This is a genomic window from Leclercia sp. M-A074-M (assembly GCF_965195605.1).
In the GTDB taxonomy this organism is placed as follows: domain Bacteria; phylum Pseudomonadota; class Gammaproteobacteria; order Enterobacterales; family Enterobacteriaceae; genus Enterobacter.
The window spans coordinates 64,613-78,193 of sequence record NZ_CBDAHM010000003.1 but is presented as its reverse complement, the minus strand read 5'-3'; the positions used below and the strand labels follow the sequence as shown (position 1 = coordinate 78,193).

General features: G+C 51.9%; 12 protein-coding genes. 11 read left to right on the top strand and 1 reads right to left on the bottom strand.

Translation table 11 applies throughout. The features are described 5' to 3' along the window. Positions 1 to 284 precede the first annotated feature (284 nt). The 8 genes from ACOKCT_RS07105 (at position 285) to sdiA (ending at position 9,621) form a co-directional block, all read left to right on the top strand. On the top strand, positions 285 to 3,752 hold the full coding sequence (locus ACOKCT_RS07105) for a methyltransferase regulatory domain-containing protein (protein WP_420193315.1): 3,468 nt from the start codon (positions 285 to 287) through the stop codon (positions 3,750 to 3,752). Between the two features lie 179 nt (positions 3,753 to 3,931). Beyond that, on the top strand, positions 3,932 to 4,651 hold the full coding sequence (gene fliA, locus ACOKCT_RS07100; RefSeq protein ID WP_039030897.1) for an RNA polymerase sigma factor FliA: 720 nt from the start codon (positions 3,932 to 3,934) through the stop codon (positions 4,649 to 4,651). A 55-nt stretch (positions 4,652 to 4,706) separates the two neighbouring features. Beyond that, positions 4,707 to 5,258, top strand: a complete 552-nt coding sequence (gene fliZ, locus ACOKCT_RS07095; RefSeq protein ID WP_103180129.1) for a flagella biosynthesis regulatory protein FliZ — start codon at positions 4,707 to 4,709, stop codon at positions 5,256 to 5,258. Positions 5,259 to 5,346: 88 nt separating this feature from the next. Further along, positions 5,347 to 6,147, top strand: coding sequence for a cystine ABC transporter substrate-binding protein (gene tcyJ / locus ACOKCT_RS07090; protein ID WP_114314567.1), 801 nt, complete (start codon positions 5,347 to 5,349; stop codon positions 6,145 to 6,147). Positions 6,148 to 6,252: 105 nt separating this feature from the next. Beyond that, entirely contained in the window at positions 6,253 to 7,239 is a 987-nt protein-coding gene (dcyD, locus tag ACOKCT_RS07085) for a D-cysteine desulfhydrase (protein ID WP_103180127.1), read from the top strand. A 21-nt stretch (positions 7,240 to 7,260) separates the two neighbouring features. After that, entirely contained in the window at positions 7,261 to 7,929 is a 669-nt protein-coding gene (gene tcyL / locus ACOKCT_RS07080; RefSeq protein WP_103180126.1) for a cystine ABC transporter permease, read from the top strand. Then, the gene (tcyN, locus tag ACOKCT_RS07075) at positions 7,926 to 8,678 is read left to right on the top strand and encodes an L-cystine ABC transporter ATP-binding protein TcyN (RefSeq protein WP_103180125.1); all 753 of its coding nucleotides are present in this window, start codon (positions 7,926 to 7,928) and stop codon (positions 8,676 to 8,678) included. Before tcyL ends, tcyN begins: the two co-directional genes overlap by 4 nt. 220 nt (positions 8,679 to 8,898) lie before the next feature. Then, positions 8,899 to 9,621, top strand: a complete 723-nt coding sequence (gene sdiA / locus ACOKCT_RS07070; RefSeq protein WP_156654827.1) for a transcriptional regulator SdiA — start codon at positions 8,899 to 8,901, stop codon at positions 9,619 to 9,621. Positions 9,622 to 9,687: 66 nt separating this feature from the next. Here the strand turns inward: sdiA and ACOKCT_RS07065 are convergent, their stop codons facing one another. Beyond that, a complete protein-coding gene (locus ACOKCT_RS07065) occupies positions 9,688 to 9,912 on the bottom strand; it encodes a DUF2594 family protein (protein ID WP_103180123.1) in 225 nt (74 codons plus the stop codon). Between the two features lie 472 nt (positions 9,913 to 10,384). Between ACOKCT_RS07065 and uvrY the strand changes: the two genes are divergently transcribed. The 3 genes from uvrY to pgsA are packed head-to-tail and all read left to right on the top strand — an operon-like array spanning position 10,385 to position 13,475. Further along, positions 10,385 to 11,041 (top strand): UvrY/SirA/GacA family response regulator transcription factor, encoded by a 657-nt coding sequence (gene uvrY, locus ACOKCT_RS07060; RefSeq protein WP_103180122.1) that lies wholly within the window; start codon positions 10,385 to 10,387, stop codon positions 11,039 to 11,041. Beyond that, entirely contained in the window at positions 11,038 to 12,870 is a 1,833-nt protein-coding gene (uvrC, locus tag ACOKCT_RS07055) for an excinuclease ABC subunit UvrC (protein WP_420193314.1), read from the top strand. The genes uvrY and uvrC overlap by 4 nt, the downstream gene beginning before the upstream one ends. 56 nt (positions 12,871 to 12,926) lie before the next feature. After that, on the top strand, positions 12,927 to 13,475 hold the full coding sequence (gene pgsA / locus ACOKCT_RS07050; RefSeq protein WP_032612063.1) for a CDP-diacylglycerol--glycerol-3-phosphate 3-phosphatidyltransferase: 549 nt from the start codon (positions 12,927 to 12,929) through the stop codon (positions 13,473 to 13,475). Positions 13,476 to 13,581: the final 106 nt, after the last annotated feature.

The following is a 13,581-nucleotide window of genomic DNA, read 5'->3' as shown; positions in this document are numbered from 1 at the left end:
CTACTCCCCTGGGCTAACACCACAAACAGAACGGCCTCACGCATAAAGTGGTATGCTTGCCACGTACCGCGAGGCCTTTTCAGTCTGCCTTTCCCGCTCTTTGTACTCGCATGCCATCGCAGGCCCACCCATCCTGGCGGCGTCAGCTCATTTCCGTTAAGTTGATTGTTTTTTATACTGTTCAGGTAAACGTGAATTAAGGGGTAATTGATCAGGCTGCTCCGCGAATTGAGCCGAGATGAGCTTTGCTACTCTGCCACCATATCAGAATATGAGGTGGACATATGAATAACGTGGTCAACAACGAAACGCCGATAGAGTTTACGCCCTCCGGATCCCGGCGTCTTTACAGCTCTATAGACCATATTCGGGCTGTAGCGTGGCTCTATGGGGTGGAGACAGCGCGTACCCGACATGCATCGGTGCTGGTACTGGGATGTGGTAACGGAGAAGAGTTACTCGCTACGTCGGTCAAATATCCGTACGCAAACGTCGTGGGTATCGAGCTGGAGACCGAAAATCGCCAGGATGCAATGTTAGCCACCCTGGCCAGTGGCAGAGATAATCTGCAGCTTTATTCTGCTTCAATAGAAACCTTTCTTGAGGCTGATTTAGGCAAATTTGATTTCATCATCGTGCAGGGCAGTTTCACCTTCCTGGCAAATTCGCTAATGGATGCGATTTTGCTCTCCTGCCAGCAGCGTTTAAGCGAGAGAGGGATCATTGCCGTTGACTGGTTTTGCCAGCCAGGTGCCAGGTTCACAGAAACGCTTCGCGATGCGATGCAGATCCACAGCAGCCGGGCCGAGACCCACCATGGGCAGGTCGATCACGCCCGTGCGATGTTAAACTGGCTTGATCAAACCACTGTTGAGACCAGTACCACTAAGAAACTGATCTCTCATATCAATGAAACTTCCCAGGGGCTCTCTGACGCGCTGCTGAGTCATCATTATCTGAGCAGCGATCATACTGCCAGCTACCTGATCGAATTTAACGAGCGAATCGGGAACAACGGGCTGGTTTATGTGGGTGATATTCGACCTGCCACCGAACATACCAGCTATTTTGACGATGACATGACTCAGTCATGGCTTGAGCTGTCTAATGGCGCCGGGAAAATCTTAACCCAGCAATATCTGGATATTGCGGTTAACCGTAACCGCCGTTTTAGCTTATTAGTAAATGCGAGCAGAAGCGGTGAAGTTCTGGAAACCGTTGATTACAGTCGTCTGGCTGGTATGCGCTGGGCGGGCAGCTTACGCCGCAAAAGCCAGAATATTCGCCACAGCCCTAACTTTTTGGTCGGGCATGACGGGACACCGATTGCTACGGAAGATATTACTACGCTTGGGATCCTCGATATCCTGGGTGAGGCCTGGCCGCTTAGCGTCAGCTTTGAACAGCTCGTGTTCCATACTCGCCTGCCTGATGACGATCCACTGGAGTATAACGAACTGGCCCACCGGAAAAAGGTGCTGGCTGCGCTGACCGCCCTGTTCAAAACCAATTTCGCTGGCTTGCATTTTCTACGTGAGGCGGAGCCTGCCTCTGAGCAACATGAGTTAGTTGTGGTGCCCGCTGTTACTGCGCAACTTCAGGCCCGGCCTGATAGCAGCTCGCTCATCAATCTCTGGTATGAAACGGTAAATGTCAGTGATGAAGAGCGTACCTTCTTACTCGATACTAAAATCACACAGGATGAAGAACATCGTCTGTTGTTAGAAGGGCTGATCTTCAAAGGGTTACTGACAGGCTCGGTCATCGGCTGGAAACGTTATTATCAGCTAAAGGCTAGCCAGGCAGATCTTACAGAAGTAGGGCGCATTGCCACTGCATTGCTACTGTTCTCCAGTAATGAATCGGCTGGCGGATTCTATACCAGTGAATGTGAGAAAATTGCTAATAAAATGACCTTATCAACCCAATCCGGTACAGAACCGGAAGTTGATGCGGATATGATTATTGAAATTAATAAACTCATTATTAAAGGGGAAAATGGCAGGGCTCGTGAGCTGGTAGCTGAAAAGCTGCCGTTACTTCAGGAAACCTTAAACGGCAACTATTATCTGGTTCGTTTCTTCAAGCGCGTGGCGGATTATCCGGCGGCCATCCTGGCTCTGACTCGCATGCTCTCCTTTAATTCCACCAGTCTGTTTATCTATTCAGAACTGGCTATGGCCCTGTACGACTACCGTATGTCGTGGCCGGCTGGGCGTTTAGCCAGGGCTATTTTGCGTTGCGATAACACCAGCGGTCCGGACTGGTATCTGTTGGGTATTTTGCATAAAGAGAGTAAAACGCTGGAGCGAGCGGAATATTGTGCCCGTCGAGGTGTGGAATTAGTGCCGACCAGCAAACAGATGGTTAATCTGTTAGGCAGCTGTTTGTGCGATCAATCTAAAACGGATGAAGGCATAGCATTCCTGAAACAGTCGATAAAAGATCCTGCGGTCGATTTTGGCAATATGGGGGCACTGGCGTTTATTCTGACGCACAGCGGCAATGCCTCTGTGCAGGAAATTTTAGAATGCCACCTTGGTTACGCTAATGGCGCAATGCACTGGGCCGAGCAGCAAAAATTTGAGGGTTACCAACCGGCAGATAAATCTATTAACCGCAAATTACGCATTGGCTTTGTCTCGGGCGATTTCAAAGAGAACCATCCGGTTAACTTCTTCTTCTTACCTGTCTGGGATGCACTGGACAGAAGCAAATTCGAGCTCTTTGCCTATAACAGCGCCCCTGCGTATGGAAGAAATGCCGGCACGGACTATTACGAGAAGACCTCTGACGGCTGGCGAGAAGTTCAACATACCAGCACTACGGAACTGGCGGAAATGATCAAGCAGGATCAGATTGATATTCTTATCGATCTGGCTGGTCATACGGCGTTTAACCGTCTGATGACGTTTGCGTTGAAACCTGCACCGGTGCAGATCTCCTGGGTGGGCTACCATGCCACCACGGGACTGCCGACCATGGATTATTATGCGACCATATTCCCGGTACCGAAAGATCCAGCACTTGAGGCGCAATTCACGGAGAAATTGATTTATCTTTCACTGCCACGCAATTTCGGGGCAAAGGAAGAGAGTCCGGACATTAATATCTTACCTGCGTTTGAAAATAATCATTTCACCTTTGGAAGTTTTAACCGACCAAATAAAGTGAATGACAGCGTCCTGGATGCCTGGGCGGAAATTCTATTGGCGGTTCCAACGGCCCGGATGATTGTTGCCAATATGCCAATGGTGACATGGCCAGAACTGGAACATAAATTTGAAATACGCGGTATCGATAAAGACCGCATCACGCTGCGTGAAGCAACCGATATGCAATCCTATTTGAAAGCGCATAATGAGGTTGATTTGCTGCTGGATACCTTCCCGTTCACCGGTGGAACGGTAACCAGCCATGCGGCCTGGATGGGTGTGCCGACGGTCTCACTTTCAGGGGAAACGCTGGTGTCGCGCCAGGGGGCATCCATTATGTATTCGCTGGATTTACCTGAATTTATTGCGCACAGTAAAGAAGAGTATGTCGCCAATGCAGTAGGCTGGACGCAGCGTTTGAATGAACTTTATTCGATTCGCATGAATCTTCGTAACAGCATGAAAATTAAAAATAATCAGAAAGAAAGTATCGCTGGTTATGTTGAACAGATGCTGTATAAGTGCTGGCAAGATTATTGCGAAGGGCGTGAGCCTGAAAGTTTCTCGGTAGGAGAAATTTATGATGTTAATAAATAAAGCAATTTCTTAACTTCTCTCATCGGCAGCAAGGATATCTTAATTATCCTTGCTGCAATCTGTCTGCATTTAGCTTAACTCTCAAAATACCCCCCCATTTCACCCCTATTCACACGATTAAAACCCCTCCAGAATCGGATAATCATGCCGATAACTCAACTAACGCAGGGCTGTTTATCGTGAATTCACTCTATACCGCTGAAGGTGTAATGGATAAACACTCGCTGTGGCAGCGTTATGTTCCGCTGGTGCGTCATGAAGCATTGCGGCTTCAGGTACGTCTGCCGGCGAGTGTGGAACTGGACGATCTGCTACAAGCGGGCGGGATCGGGTTACTGAATGCAGTTGACCGATACGACGCTCTGCAAGGAACGGCATTTACGACTTACGCAGTACAGCGTATTCGTGGTGCGATGCTGGATGAACTGCGCAGCCGGGATTGGGTGCCGCGCAGCGTTCGCCGCAATGCACGCGAAGTAGCGCAAGCGATGGGGCAGCTGGAACAGGAGCTTGGACGTAACGCGACGGAAACCGAAGTTGCGGATCGTCTGGGGATCACTACTGCCGACTACCGTCAGATGTTGCTCGATACCAACAACAGCCAGCTCTTCTCTTATGATGAGTGGCGCGAAGAGCATGGCGATAGCATTGAACTGGTGACGGACGATCATCAGCAGGAAAACCCGTTGCACCAGTTAATGGAAGGCAACGTACGCCAGCGCGTAATGGAAGCTATTGAAGCTTTACCGGAACGCGAACAACTGGTGCTGACCCTTTATTACCAGGAAGAGCTCAATCTCAAGGAGATTGGTGCCGTGCTGGAAGTGGGGGAGTCGCGGGTTAGCCAGCTGCACAGCCAGGCCATTAAACGCTTACGTACCAAGCTGGGTAAGTTATAGGTGATCCTTGTCACCCGTTAAGTGCCGCACAACGTATTGACAACCAGGAGTTATCATGACGGTGCAGCAATCTAAAAGACGGCCATTAAGCCGCTACCTGAAAGACTTTAAACATAGCCAGACGCATTGCGCCCATTGCCATAAATTGCTTGACCGCATCACGCTGGTCCGTCGTGGAGAGATCGTCAATAAAATCGCGATCTCCCGTCTCGATACCCTGCTGGATGAAGCCGGATGGCAGCAAGAGCAGCAGGAGTGGGTGGCGTTATGTCGTTTTTGTGGCGATCTGCACTGCAAAGAGCAGAGCGACTTTTTCGATATTATTGGCTTCAAGCAGTTCCTGTTTGAACAGACAGAGATGAGTCACGGAACGGTGCGCGAGTATGTTGTGCGTCTACGTCGTCTTGGCCAGCATCTGACCTCGCTGAATATTTCCCGTGAGCTTCTGACCGACGGTTATCTGGATGAAAACCTTGAACCGTGGCTGCCTGCGACCAGCACCAACAACTACCGGATCGCGCTGCGCAAATATGCGCAATACAGGTCGCAAATGCCGATGGCGGTGAAGCAGAAAGTCCACCGTGAAACAACTTCTGATATATATTAAAAATGAATAACATGTAGCGCAGTCGTGTTTGACCTTGCGGCCGAACGCCCTACACTACAACCAAAATTCCAATCATATCGGGGTATGTATGAAATTTGCACTTCTGGGTCGTCAGGCGCTGATGGGTGTAATGGCCGTTGCGCTGGTTGCGGGTATGAGCGTCAAGACCTTCGCTGCAGAGGGTCTTTTAAACAAAGTTAAAGAGCGCGGCACGCTGCTGGTTGGGCTGGAAGGAACCTACCCTCCGTTCAGCTTCCAGGGTGACGACGGTAAACTGACCGGTTTTGAGGTGGAGTTTGCTGAAGAGCTGGCAAAACACCTCGGTGTTAAAGCGTCGCTGAAGCCGACCAAATGGGACGGCATGCTGGCCTCGCTGGACTCAAAACGTATTGATGTGGTGATTAACCAGGTCACCATCTCTGACGAACGTAAGAAAAAGTATGACTTCTCCACCCCGTATACCGTCTCCGGTATCCAGGCGCTGGTGAAAAAAGGTAACGAAGGCTCCATTAAATCTGCTGCCGACCTGAAAGATAAAAAAGTGGGCGTCGGTCTGGGGACCAACTACGAAGAGTGGCTGCGCCAGAACGTGCAGGGCGTTGATATCCGCACCTATGACGACGACCCGACCAAATACCAGGATCTGCGCGTAGGCCGTATTGATGCCATTCTGGTTGACCGCCTGGCGGCGCTGGATCTGGTGAAGAAGACCAACAACACTTTGGCCGTAGCCGGTGATGCCTTCTCCCGTCAGGAAGCGGGCGTTGCGATCCGCAAAGGCAACGAGGATCTGGTCAAAGCTGTTGACGGTGCCATTGCCGAGATGCAGAAAGACGGCAGCCTGAAGGCGCTCTCCGAAAAATGGTTCGGGGCAGACGTCACAAAGTAAGCAGTTGACTGAAAAAAAGGCGCTTTGATAAGCGCCTTTTTTATTTCCTCGCCATCAACGTGCATAATAAAAAAATCAGACTTAGACAGGGTTATGGAGGTTTTCATGTCATTACAGAACCTGACGCGTTTTCCGCGCCTGGAATTTATCGGCGCGCCGACGCCGCTGGAGTATTTGCCGCGCTTATCGGATTACCTGGGGCGCGACATCCTTATCAAACGTGATGACGTGACGCCCATAGCAATGGGGGGCAACAAACTGCGCAAGCTGGAGTTCCTCGCGGCGGATGCGCTGCGTGAAGGGGCCGACACGCTGATCACCGCAGGCGCTATCCAGTCGAACCATGTTCGCCAGACCGCTGCCGTCGCGGCAAAGCTGGGGCTGCACTGTATCGCCCTGCTGGAAAACCCGATTGGCACAAAGGCGGAAAATTATCTCAGCAACGGCAACCGTCTACTGCTGGATCTGTTCAATGTACAGATAGAGATGTGCGATGCGCTGACCGATCCCGTGGCGCAGCTGAATGCGCTGGCGACCCGCGTTGAAGCCCAGGGTTTTCGCCCGTATGTGATCCCGGTTGGCGGTTCGAATGCGCTGGGTGCGCTGGGCTACGTCGAAAGCGCCCTGGAGATTGCCCAGCAGTGTGAGGGCACGGTCGGTCTCTCCTCGGTGGTGGTGGCCTCCGGCAGTGCAGGCACCCATGCTGGGTTGGCGGTCGGGCTTGAGCAGCTGATGCCGGAGGTTGAACTGATTGGCGTCACCGTATCGCGCAGCGTAGCCGATCAAAAACCGAAGGTAGTGTCGTTGCAACAGGCGGTGGCACAGCAGCTGGAGGTGAGCGCAAAGGCGGATATCGTGCTGTGGGATGACTATTTCGCGCCGGGCTACGGCACGCCTAATGATGAGGGGACCGAGGCGGTGAAACTGCTGGCGCGTCTTGAAGGGATTTTGCTGGATCCGGTCTATACCGGCAAAGCTATGGCCGGGCTTATTGACGGAATCGAACGGAAACGCTTTAAAGATGAAGGCCCGATTCTGTTTATTCATACTGGCGGGGCGCCCGCTCTCTTTGCCTACCATCCTCATGTCTAAATCACAGGCAGAAAAATCATAATGCAAGAAAGTATCCAACTGGTGATTGATTCGTTGCCCTTCCTGCTGAAAGGCGCCGTATTTACGCTGCAGCTGAGTATTGGCGGGATGTTTTTCGGTCTGGTGCTGGGCTTTGTGCTGGCGTTGATGCGCATGTCGCCTCTGCTGCCCGTGCGCTGGCTGGCGCGTTTTTATATTTCCATCTTCCGCGGCACGCCGCTAATTGCCCAGCTGTTCATGATTTACTACGGCCTGCCGCAGTTTGGTATTGAGCTGGATCCCATCCCGGCGGCAATGATCGGCCTGTCGCTTAATACTGCTGCCTATGCGGCGGAAACCCTGCGTGCAGCCATCTCCTCCATCGACAAAGGCCAATGGGAAGCTGCAGCCAGTATCGGGATGACGCCGTGGCAGACCCTGCGCCGGGCCATCCTGCCGCAGGCCGCGCGCGTGGCCCTGCCACCGCTCAGCAACAGCTTTATCAGTCTGGTAAAAGACACCTCGCTGGCGGCCACCATTCAGGTGCCGGAGCTGTTCCGCCAGGCGCAGTTGATCACCTCGCGCACGCTGGAGGTCTTTACCATGTATCTGGCTGCCTCGCTGATCTACTGGATCATGGCAACCGTGCTGTCCGCGCTGCAAAACTATTTTGAAAACCAGCTTAACCGCCAGGAGCGTGATCCGAAATGAGTGCTATCGACGTTAAAAACCTGGTGAAGAAATTTCACGGCCAGACGGTGCTGCACGGTATCGACCTGGAAGTGCAGGAGGGCGAAGTGGTGGCGATTATCGGGCCCAGCGGGTCCGGTAAAACCACGCTGCTGCGCAGTATCAACCTGCTGGAGCATCCGGAAGCCGGCACCATTCGCGTGGGTGATATCACCATTGATACCGGTAAGTCGCTGGGTCAGCAAAAAGGGCTGATTCGTCGTCTGCGTCAGCACGTCGGCTTTGTCTTCCAGAGCTTCAATCTGTTTCCCCATCGCACGGTGCTGGAAAACATTATTGAAGGGCCGGTAATTGTCAAAGGCGAACCCAAAGAGGAGGCCACAGCCCGTGCCCGGGAGTTACTGGCAAAAGTGGGGCTTTCCGGGAAAGAGGGCAGTTACCCGCGCCGTCTCTCCGGTGGACAGCAGCAGCGTGTGGCGATTGCCCGCGCGCTGGCAATGCGTCCTGATGTGATCCTGTTTGATGAACCGACCTCAGCCCTGGATCCGGAGCTGGTGGGGGAGGTGCTGAATGCCATTCGCCAGCTGGCACAGGAGAAACGTACTATGGTCATTGTCACCCATGAGATGAGCTTTGCCCGCGATGTGGCAGACAGGGCGATTTTTATGGATCAGGGACGTATTGTGGAGCAGGGGCCGGCGAAAGCGCTGTTTGCCGATCCTCAGCAGCCCCGTACCCGGCAATTCCTTGAGAAATTCCTGATGCAATAGCATATTTGCTTTTAATTGCTCCGGAATTAATCTCCGGAGCAAAATATTCATCCCTGAAAAGAATGGTCCCGCGATTTTATCCCGCCACAAACCCCCTAAGTGCATAAAATCTGTAGATAATTACCTCAGGGTCGATATTTTATACATATAAATAAGATTTATGTGTTAATTTAAGAAATCATAATAATGATTATCTTTACAGGGGCTTCATTCACTTGGTATGAAGGATTTAGACTTTTTTACATGGCGACGGGAGTGCTATCTCCGTTTTCAGGAGATGACATCCGCCAGCGAGGTATATCCCGAACTTCAGCGTCAAACTCAGAACCTGGGTTATGAGTATTTCGCTCTCTGCGTCCGTCATCCGGTACCGTTTACCCGACCGAAAGTCTCGGTGCATTCAACCTATCCGCAACAGTGGATGGCGCACTATCTGGCGGAAAATTATTTCACCATCGATCCTGTGCTGAAACCCGAGAATTTCGTCCACGGGCACTTACCCTGGAACGACGCCTTATTCGCCGAAGCGCAATCCTTATGGGACGGCGCGCGCGACCACGGCCTGCGCAAAGGGATCACCCAGTGTCTGATGCTGCCTAATCATGCGATGGGGTTCCTGTCGGTCTCCAGCACCAGCCTGTCGGTTAATATGATGGCGAATGAAGTGGTTGAGTTGCGTCTGCAAATGCTGGTGCACATGGCCTTGACCACGCTGCTACGCCTGGAGCATGAAATGGTGATGCCACCCGAGATGAAATTCAGCAAGCGCGAAAAGGAGATCCTGAAATGGACAGCGGAAGGCAAAACCTCAGCAGAAATAGCGATTATTCTCTCTATCTCTGAAAACACGGTGAACTTCCACCAGAAGAATATGCAGAAGAAATTCAATGCGCCGAATAAAACGCAAATAGCCTGCTATGCGGCAGCGACGGGCATTATCTGACTACACTTCAGTTCTGCGTGGCAGACGAGTAAACGGCTGAATGCACTGCTTTCAGCCGTTTTTGTTTTATTGACGGTAAGCTTGCTTGATTTGCTTAACGGTGCTGGAAAATACCTCAGCCTGAGCCTGGTCTTCCATCTGCGCAATCTGGCGTTCCATCTTAATGATCACACGACCGGCATCCGCCTGGCCCATTGCCTGCAGCATCAGGGTCAACAGAGATTTCAGACAGGAGACTTCCTGTGCCAGTTCTTGATTATTCTCAGCAGTGGCAAAATCAGGTGTGCTCATTTATTTTCCTCATGATAAAAACGGCGCTTGAGCGCATAGTTCAAAGTTCAAGGCGGCGGAGTATACCACAAGCCTTAAAAAAAAACGCAGTGCTTGTTTTTTGTACTTTTAGCCGGTTTGGTTATTTAATTGAATGACCGTTCGCCCTACACTTTTAAGGCGTTAAGCGCAGGGTAATTGTTTAACTAAGGTAGTTAACAGGTTAATTATTGTTACAAAATTACGTGTGGTATTTTAACAATAAGAAAATAGCCTCTCAAATCTGTAAATTTTTGAAAACATTAGCCTAAAAAATGATGCCTAAGCCGCATGGCGCAAGGCTTCCGTTTCCAGTTGATGTACAAGTTAATTTCCAAAAAAGAGAGTTATAACGAAGGCCTGCATTTTTTAACGTTTTCAGTTTGCGATAAAAAACGTTAATATGAGCCGAATTAACTGTCTGTAGCGTTATCCCTATTCTGGAGAATTTCCTTTGATCAACGTCCTTCTTGTTGATGACCACGAACTGGTGCGCGCAGGGATACGACGCATTCTTGAAGATATTAAAGGTATAAAAGTTGCTGGCGAGGCCTGCTGCGGTGAAGATGCCGTCAAATGGTGCCGGACGAATAGTGCTGATGTTGTCCTGATGGACATGAACATGCCCGGTATTGGCGGCCTTGAAGCAACGCGTAAAATCGCGCGCGCCTGGGTTGATACCAAAGTGATCATGCTGACGGTTCACACTGAAAATCCCCTTCCTGCAAAAGTGATGCAGGCGGGCGCCGCGGGTTACCTGAGCAAGGGCGCAGCCCCTCAGGAAGTGGTTAACGCTATCCGTTCTGTCTATTCCGGGCAGCGCTATATCGCTTCTGATATCGCGCAGCAAATGGCGCTCAGCCAGATTGAACCAGAAAAGACCGAATCACCGTTTGCCAGTTTGTCTGAGCGCGAATTGCAGATTATGCTGATGATTACCAAAGGCCAGAAGGTGAATGAGATCTCTGAGCAGCTTAATCTCAGCCCAAAAACGGTGAACAGCTACCGCTACCGTATGTTCAGTAAGCTGAACATTCATGGCGATGTCGAACTCACTCATCTGGCCATCCGTCATGGTCTGTGCAATGCCGAGACCCTAATTAGTCAGTGAGTGAAGTGTTTGATTCCAGTGCTTTCCTGAAAACCGTCACCAGCCAGCCAGGCGTCTACCGGATGTATGACGCAGGCGGGACGGTTATATACGTCGGTAAAGCGAAAGATCTTAAGAAGCGTCTTTCCAGCTATTTCCGCAGCAATCTTGCCTCCCGCAAAACTGAAGCGCTGGTCGCTCAGATCCAGCAGATCGACGTCACTGTGACCCACACAGAGACCGAAGCGCTGTTGCTGGAGCATAACTACATTAAGCTCTACCAGCCGCGTTATAACGTGCTGCTGCGCGATGACAAATCCTACCCGTTTATTTTTCTCAGCAGCGATACACATCCACGTCTGGCTACCCATCGCGGTGCCAAACATGCGAAAGGTGAGTATTTCGGCCCGTTCCCTAACGGCTACGCCGTGCGGGAAACGCTGGCGCTGCTGCAGAAGATATTCCCGATTCGCCAGTGCGAAAACAGCGTCTATCGCAACCGCTCTCGCCCTTGTCTGCAGTATCAGATTGGTCGTTGCCTCGGGCCCTGTGTGGAAGGGCTGGTCAGCGAAGAGGAGTACGCACAGCAGGTAGAATATGTGCGCCTGTTCCTGGCCGGTAAAGACGATCAGGTGCTGAACCAGCTTATCGCCCGTATGGAGAAGGCCAGCCAGGCGCTGAACTTTGAAGAGGCGGCGCGGATCCGCGATCAGATCCAGGCGGTACGACGGGTCACGGAAAAACAGTTTGTCTCTAATACCGGCGATGACCTGGACGTGATTGGCGTGTCGTTTGATGCGGGCATGGCCTGCGTGCATGTGCTCTTTATCCGCCAGGGTAAGGTGCTGGGCAGCCGCAGCTATTTCCCGAAAGTGCCGGGCGGTACAGAACTGGGTGAAGTGGTCGAGACCTTTGTCGGCCAGTTCTATTTGCAGGGCAGCCAGATGCGAACCCTGCCGTCGGAAATTTTGCTCGATTTTAATCTCAGCGATAAAACGCTGCTGTCAGATTCGCTGTCGGAGCTGGCGGGACGCCGGGTTAACGTCCAGACTAAACCGCGCGGCGATCGTGCCCGCTACCTCAAGCTGGCGCGCACCAATGCGGCAACGGCATTGACTACTAAACTGTCGCAGCAGTCGACTGTCCATCAGCGTCTTATCGCGCTGGCAACCGTGCTTAAGCTGCCGGAAGTGAAACGGATGGAGTGTTTCGACATCAGCCACACGATGGGGGAGCAGACGGTGGCCTCCTGTGTGGTATTCGATGCTAACGGACCGCTGCGGGCGGAGTACCGGCGCTACAACATTACGGATATCACTCCCGGTGACGATTACGCAGCCATGAATCAGGTGCTGCGCCGTCGCTATGGTAAAGCTATTGAAGAGAGTAAGATCCCGGACCTTATCCTGATTGATGGTGGTAAAGGCCAGCTCGCCCAGGCAAAATCCGTTATTGCCGAACTGGATGTAAGCTGGGATAAGCATCATCCGCTGCTGCTGGGCGTGGCGAAAGGCACCGATCGTAAAGCCGGGCTGGAGACGCTGTTCCTTGAGCCGGAAGGGGAGGGCTTTAGCCTGCCGCCGGACTCGCCTGCGCTCCATGTGATCCAGCATATTCGCGATGAGTCGCACGATCACGCCATTAGCGGTCACCGTAAAAAACGGGCAAAGGTGAAAAATACCAGCACTCTGGAAACGATCGAAGGGGTCGGGCCAAAACGTCGCCAGATGTTGCTGAAATATATGGGCGGTTTGCAAGGATTACTCAACGCCAGCGTAGAGGAAATTGCAAAAGTGCCAGGTATTTCGCAAGGGCTGGCAGAAAAGATCTACTACTCGTTGAAACATTGAGGGCTCTGTAGCAACATAGGGCTAATAATTACTGACAACAAACAGTTACCGTCACTATGCGATTAAATATCCCTACATTGCTGACGCTTTTCCGCGTCGTTCTCATTCCTTTCTTCGTACTGGCGTTTTATCTGCCATTTGTCTGGGCGCCTTTCGCATGTGCACTTATCTTTTTTGTTGCGGCAGTCACTGACTGGTTCGACGGCTACCTGGCGCGTCGCTGGAATCAAAGCACCCGTTTCGGCGCGTTTCTCGACCCGGTGGCTGACAAGGTGATGGTGGCCATCGCCATGGTGCTGGTGGTTGAGCACTATCACAGCTGGTGGGTCACACTGCCTGCGGCAACCATGATTGCCCGTGAGATTATTATCTCTGCCCTGCGCGAGTGGATGGCGGAGCTGGGTAAACGCAGCAGCGTGGCCGTCTCCTGGATCGGTAAGGTCAAAACCACCGCGCAGATGGCGGCGCTGGTATGGATGCTGTGGCGTCCAAACGAGTGGGTAGAGTGGGCGGGTATTGGCCTGTTTATGGTCGCGGCGGTGCTGACGCTGTGGTCAATGTTGCAATATTTGAACGCCGCGCGTGGGGATTTGCTTGATCAGTGATCGTTTCGGCGCAATTTTCAGCAAACGATCTATCCTTGCGAAAATTAACGTTGACTCAAAACGTCAGGTAAGTAGAATGCAACGCATCGAACGACGGCACGGCCCG

What these genes read in the sequence shown, in the direction of transcription:
- tcyJ (WP_114314567.1), top strand. Translation starts at nt 5,347, where the DNA reads ATGAAATTTGCACTTCTGGGTCGTCAGGCGCTGATGGGTGTAATGGCC.
- sdiA (WP_156654827.1), top strand. Translation starts at nt 8,899, where the DNA reads ATGAAGGATTTAGACTTTTTTACATGGCGACGGGAGTGCTATCTCCGT.
- pgsA (WP_032612063.1), top strand. Translation starts at nt 12,927, where the DNA reads ATGCGATTAAATATCCCTACATTGCTGACGCTTTTCCGCGTCGTTCTC.
- dcyD (WP_103180127.1), top strand. Translation starts at nt 6,253, where the DNA reads ATGTCATTACAGAACCTGACGCGTTTTCCGCGCCTGGAATTTATCGGC.
- tcyL (WP_103180126.1), top strand. Translation starts at nt 7,261, where the DNA reads ATGCAAGAAAGTATCCAACTGGTGATTGATTCGTTGCCCTTCCTGCTG.
- ACOKCT_RS07105 (WP_420193315.1), top strand. Translation starts at nt 285, where the DNA reads ATGAATAACGTGGTCAACAACGAAACGCCGATAGAGTTTACGCCCTCC.
- fliZ (WP_103180129.1), top strand. Translation starts at nt 4,707, where the DNA reads ATGACGGTGCAGCAATCTAAAAGACGGCCATTAAGCCGCTACCTGAAA.
- tcyN (WP_103180125.1), top strand. Translation starts at nt 7,926, where the DNA reads ATGAGTGCTATCGACGTTAAAAACCTGGTGAAGAAATTTCACGGCCAG.
- ACOKCT_RS07065 (WP_103180123.1), bottom strand. Translation starts at nt 9,912, where the DNA reads ATGAGCACACCTGATTTTGCCACTGCTGAGAATAATCAAGAACTGGCA.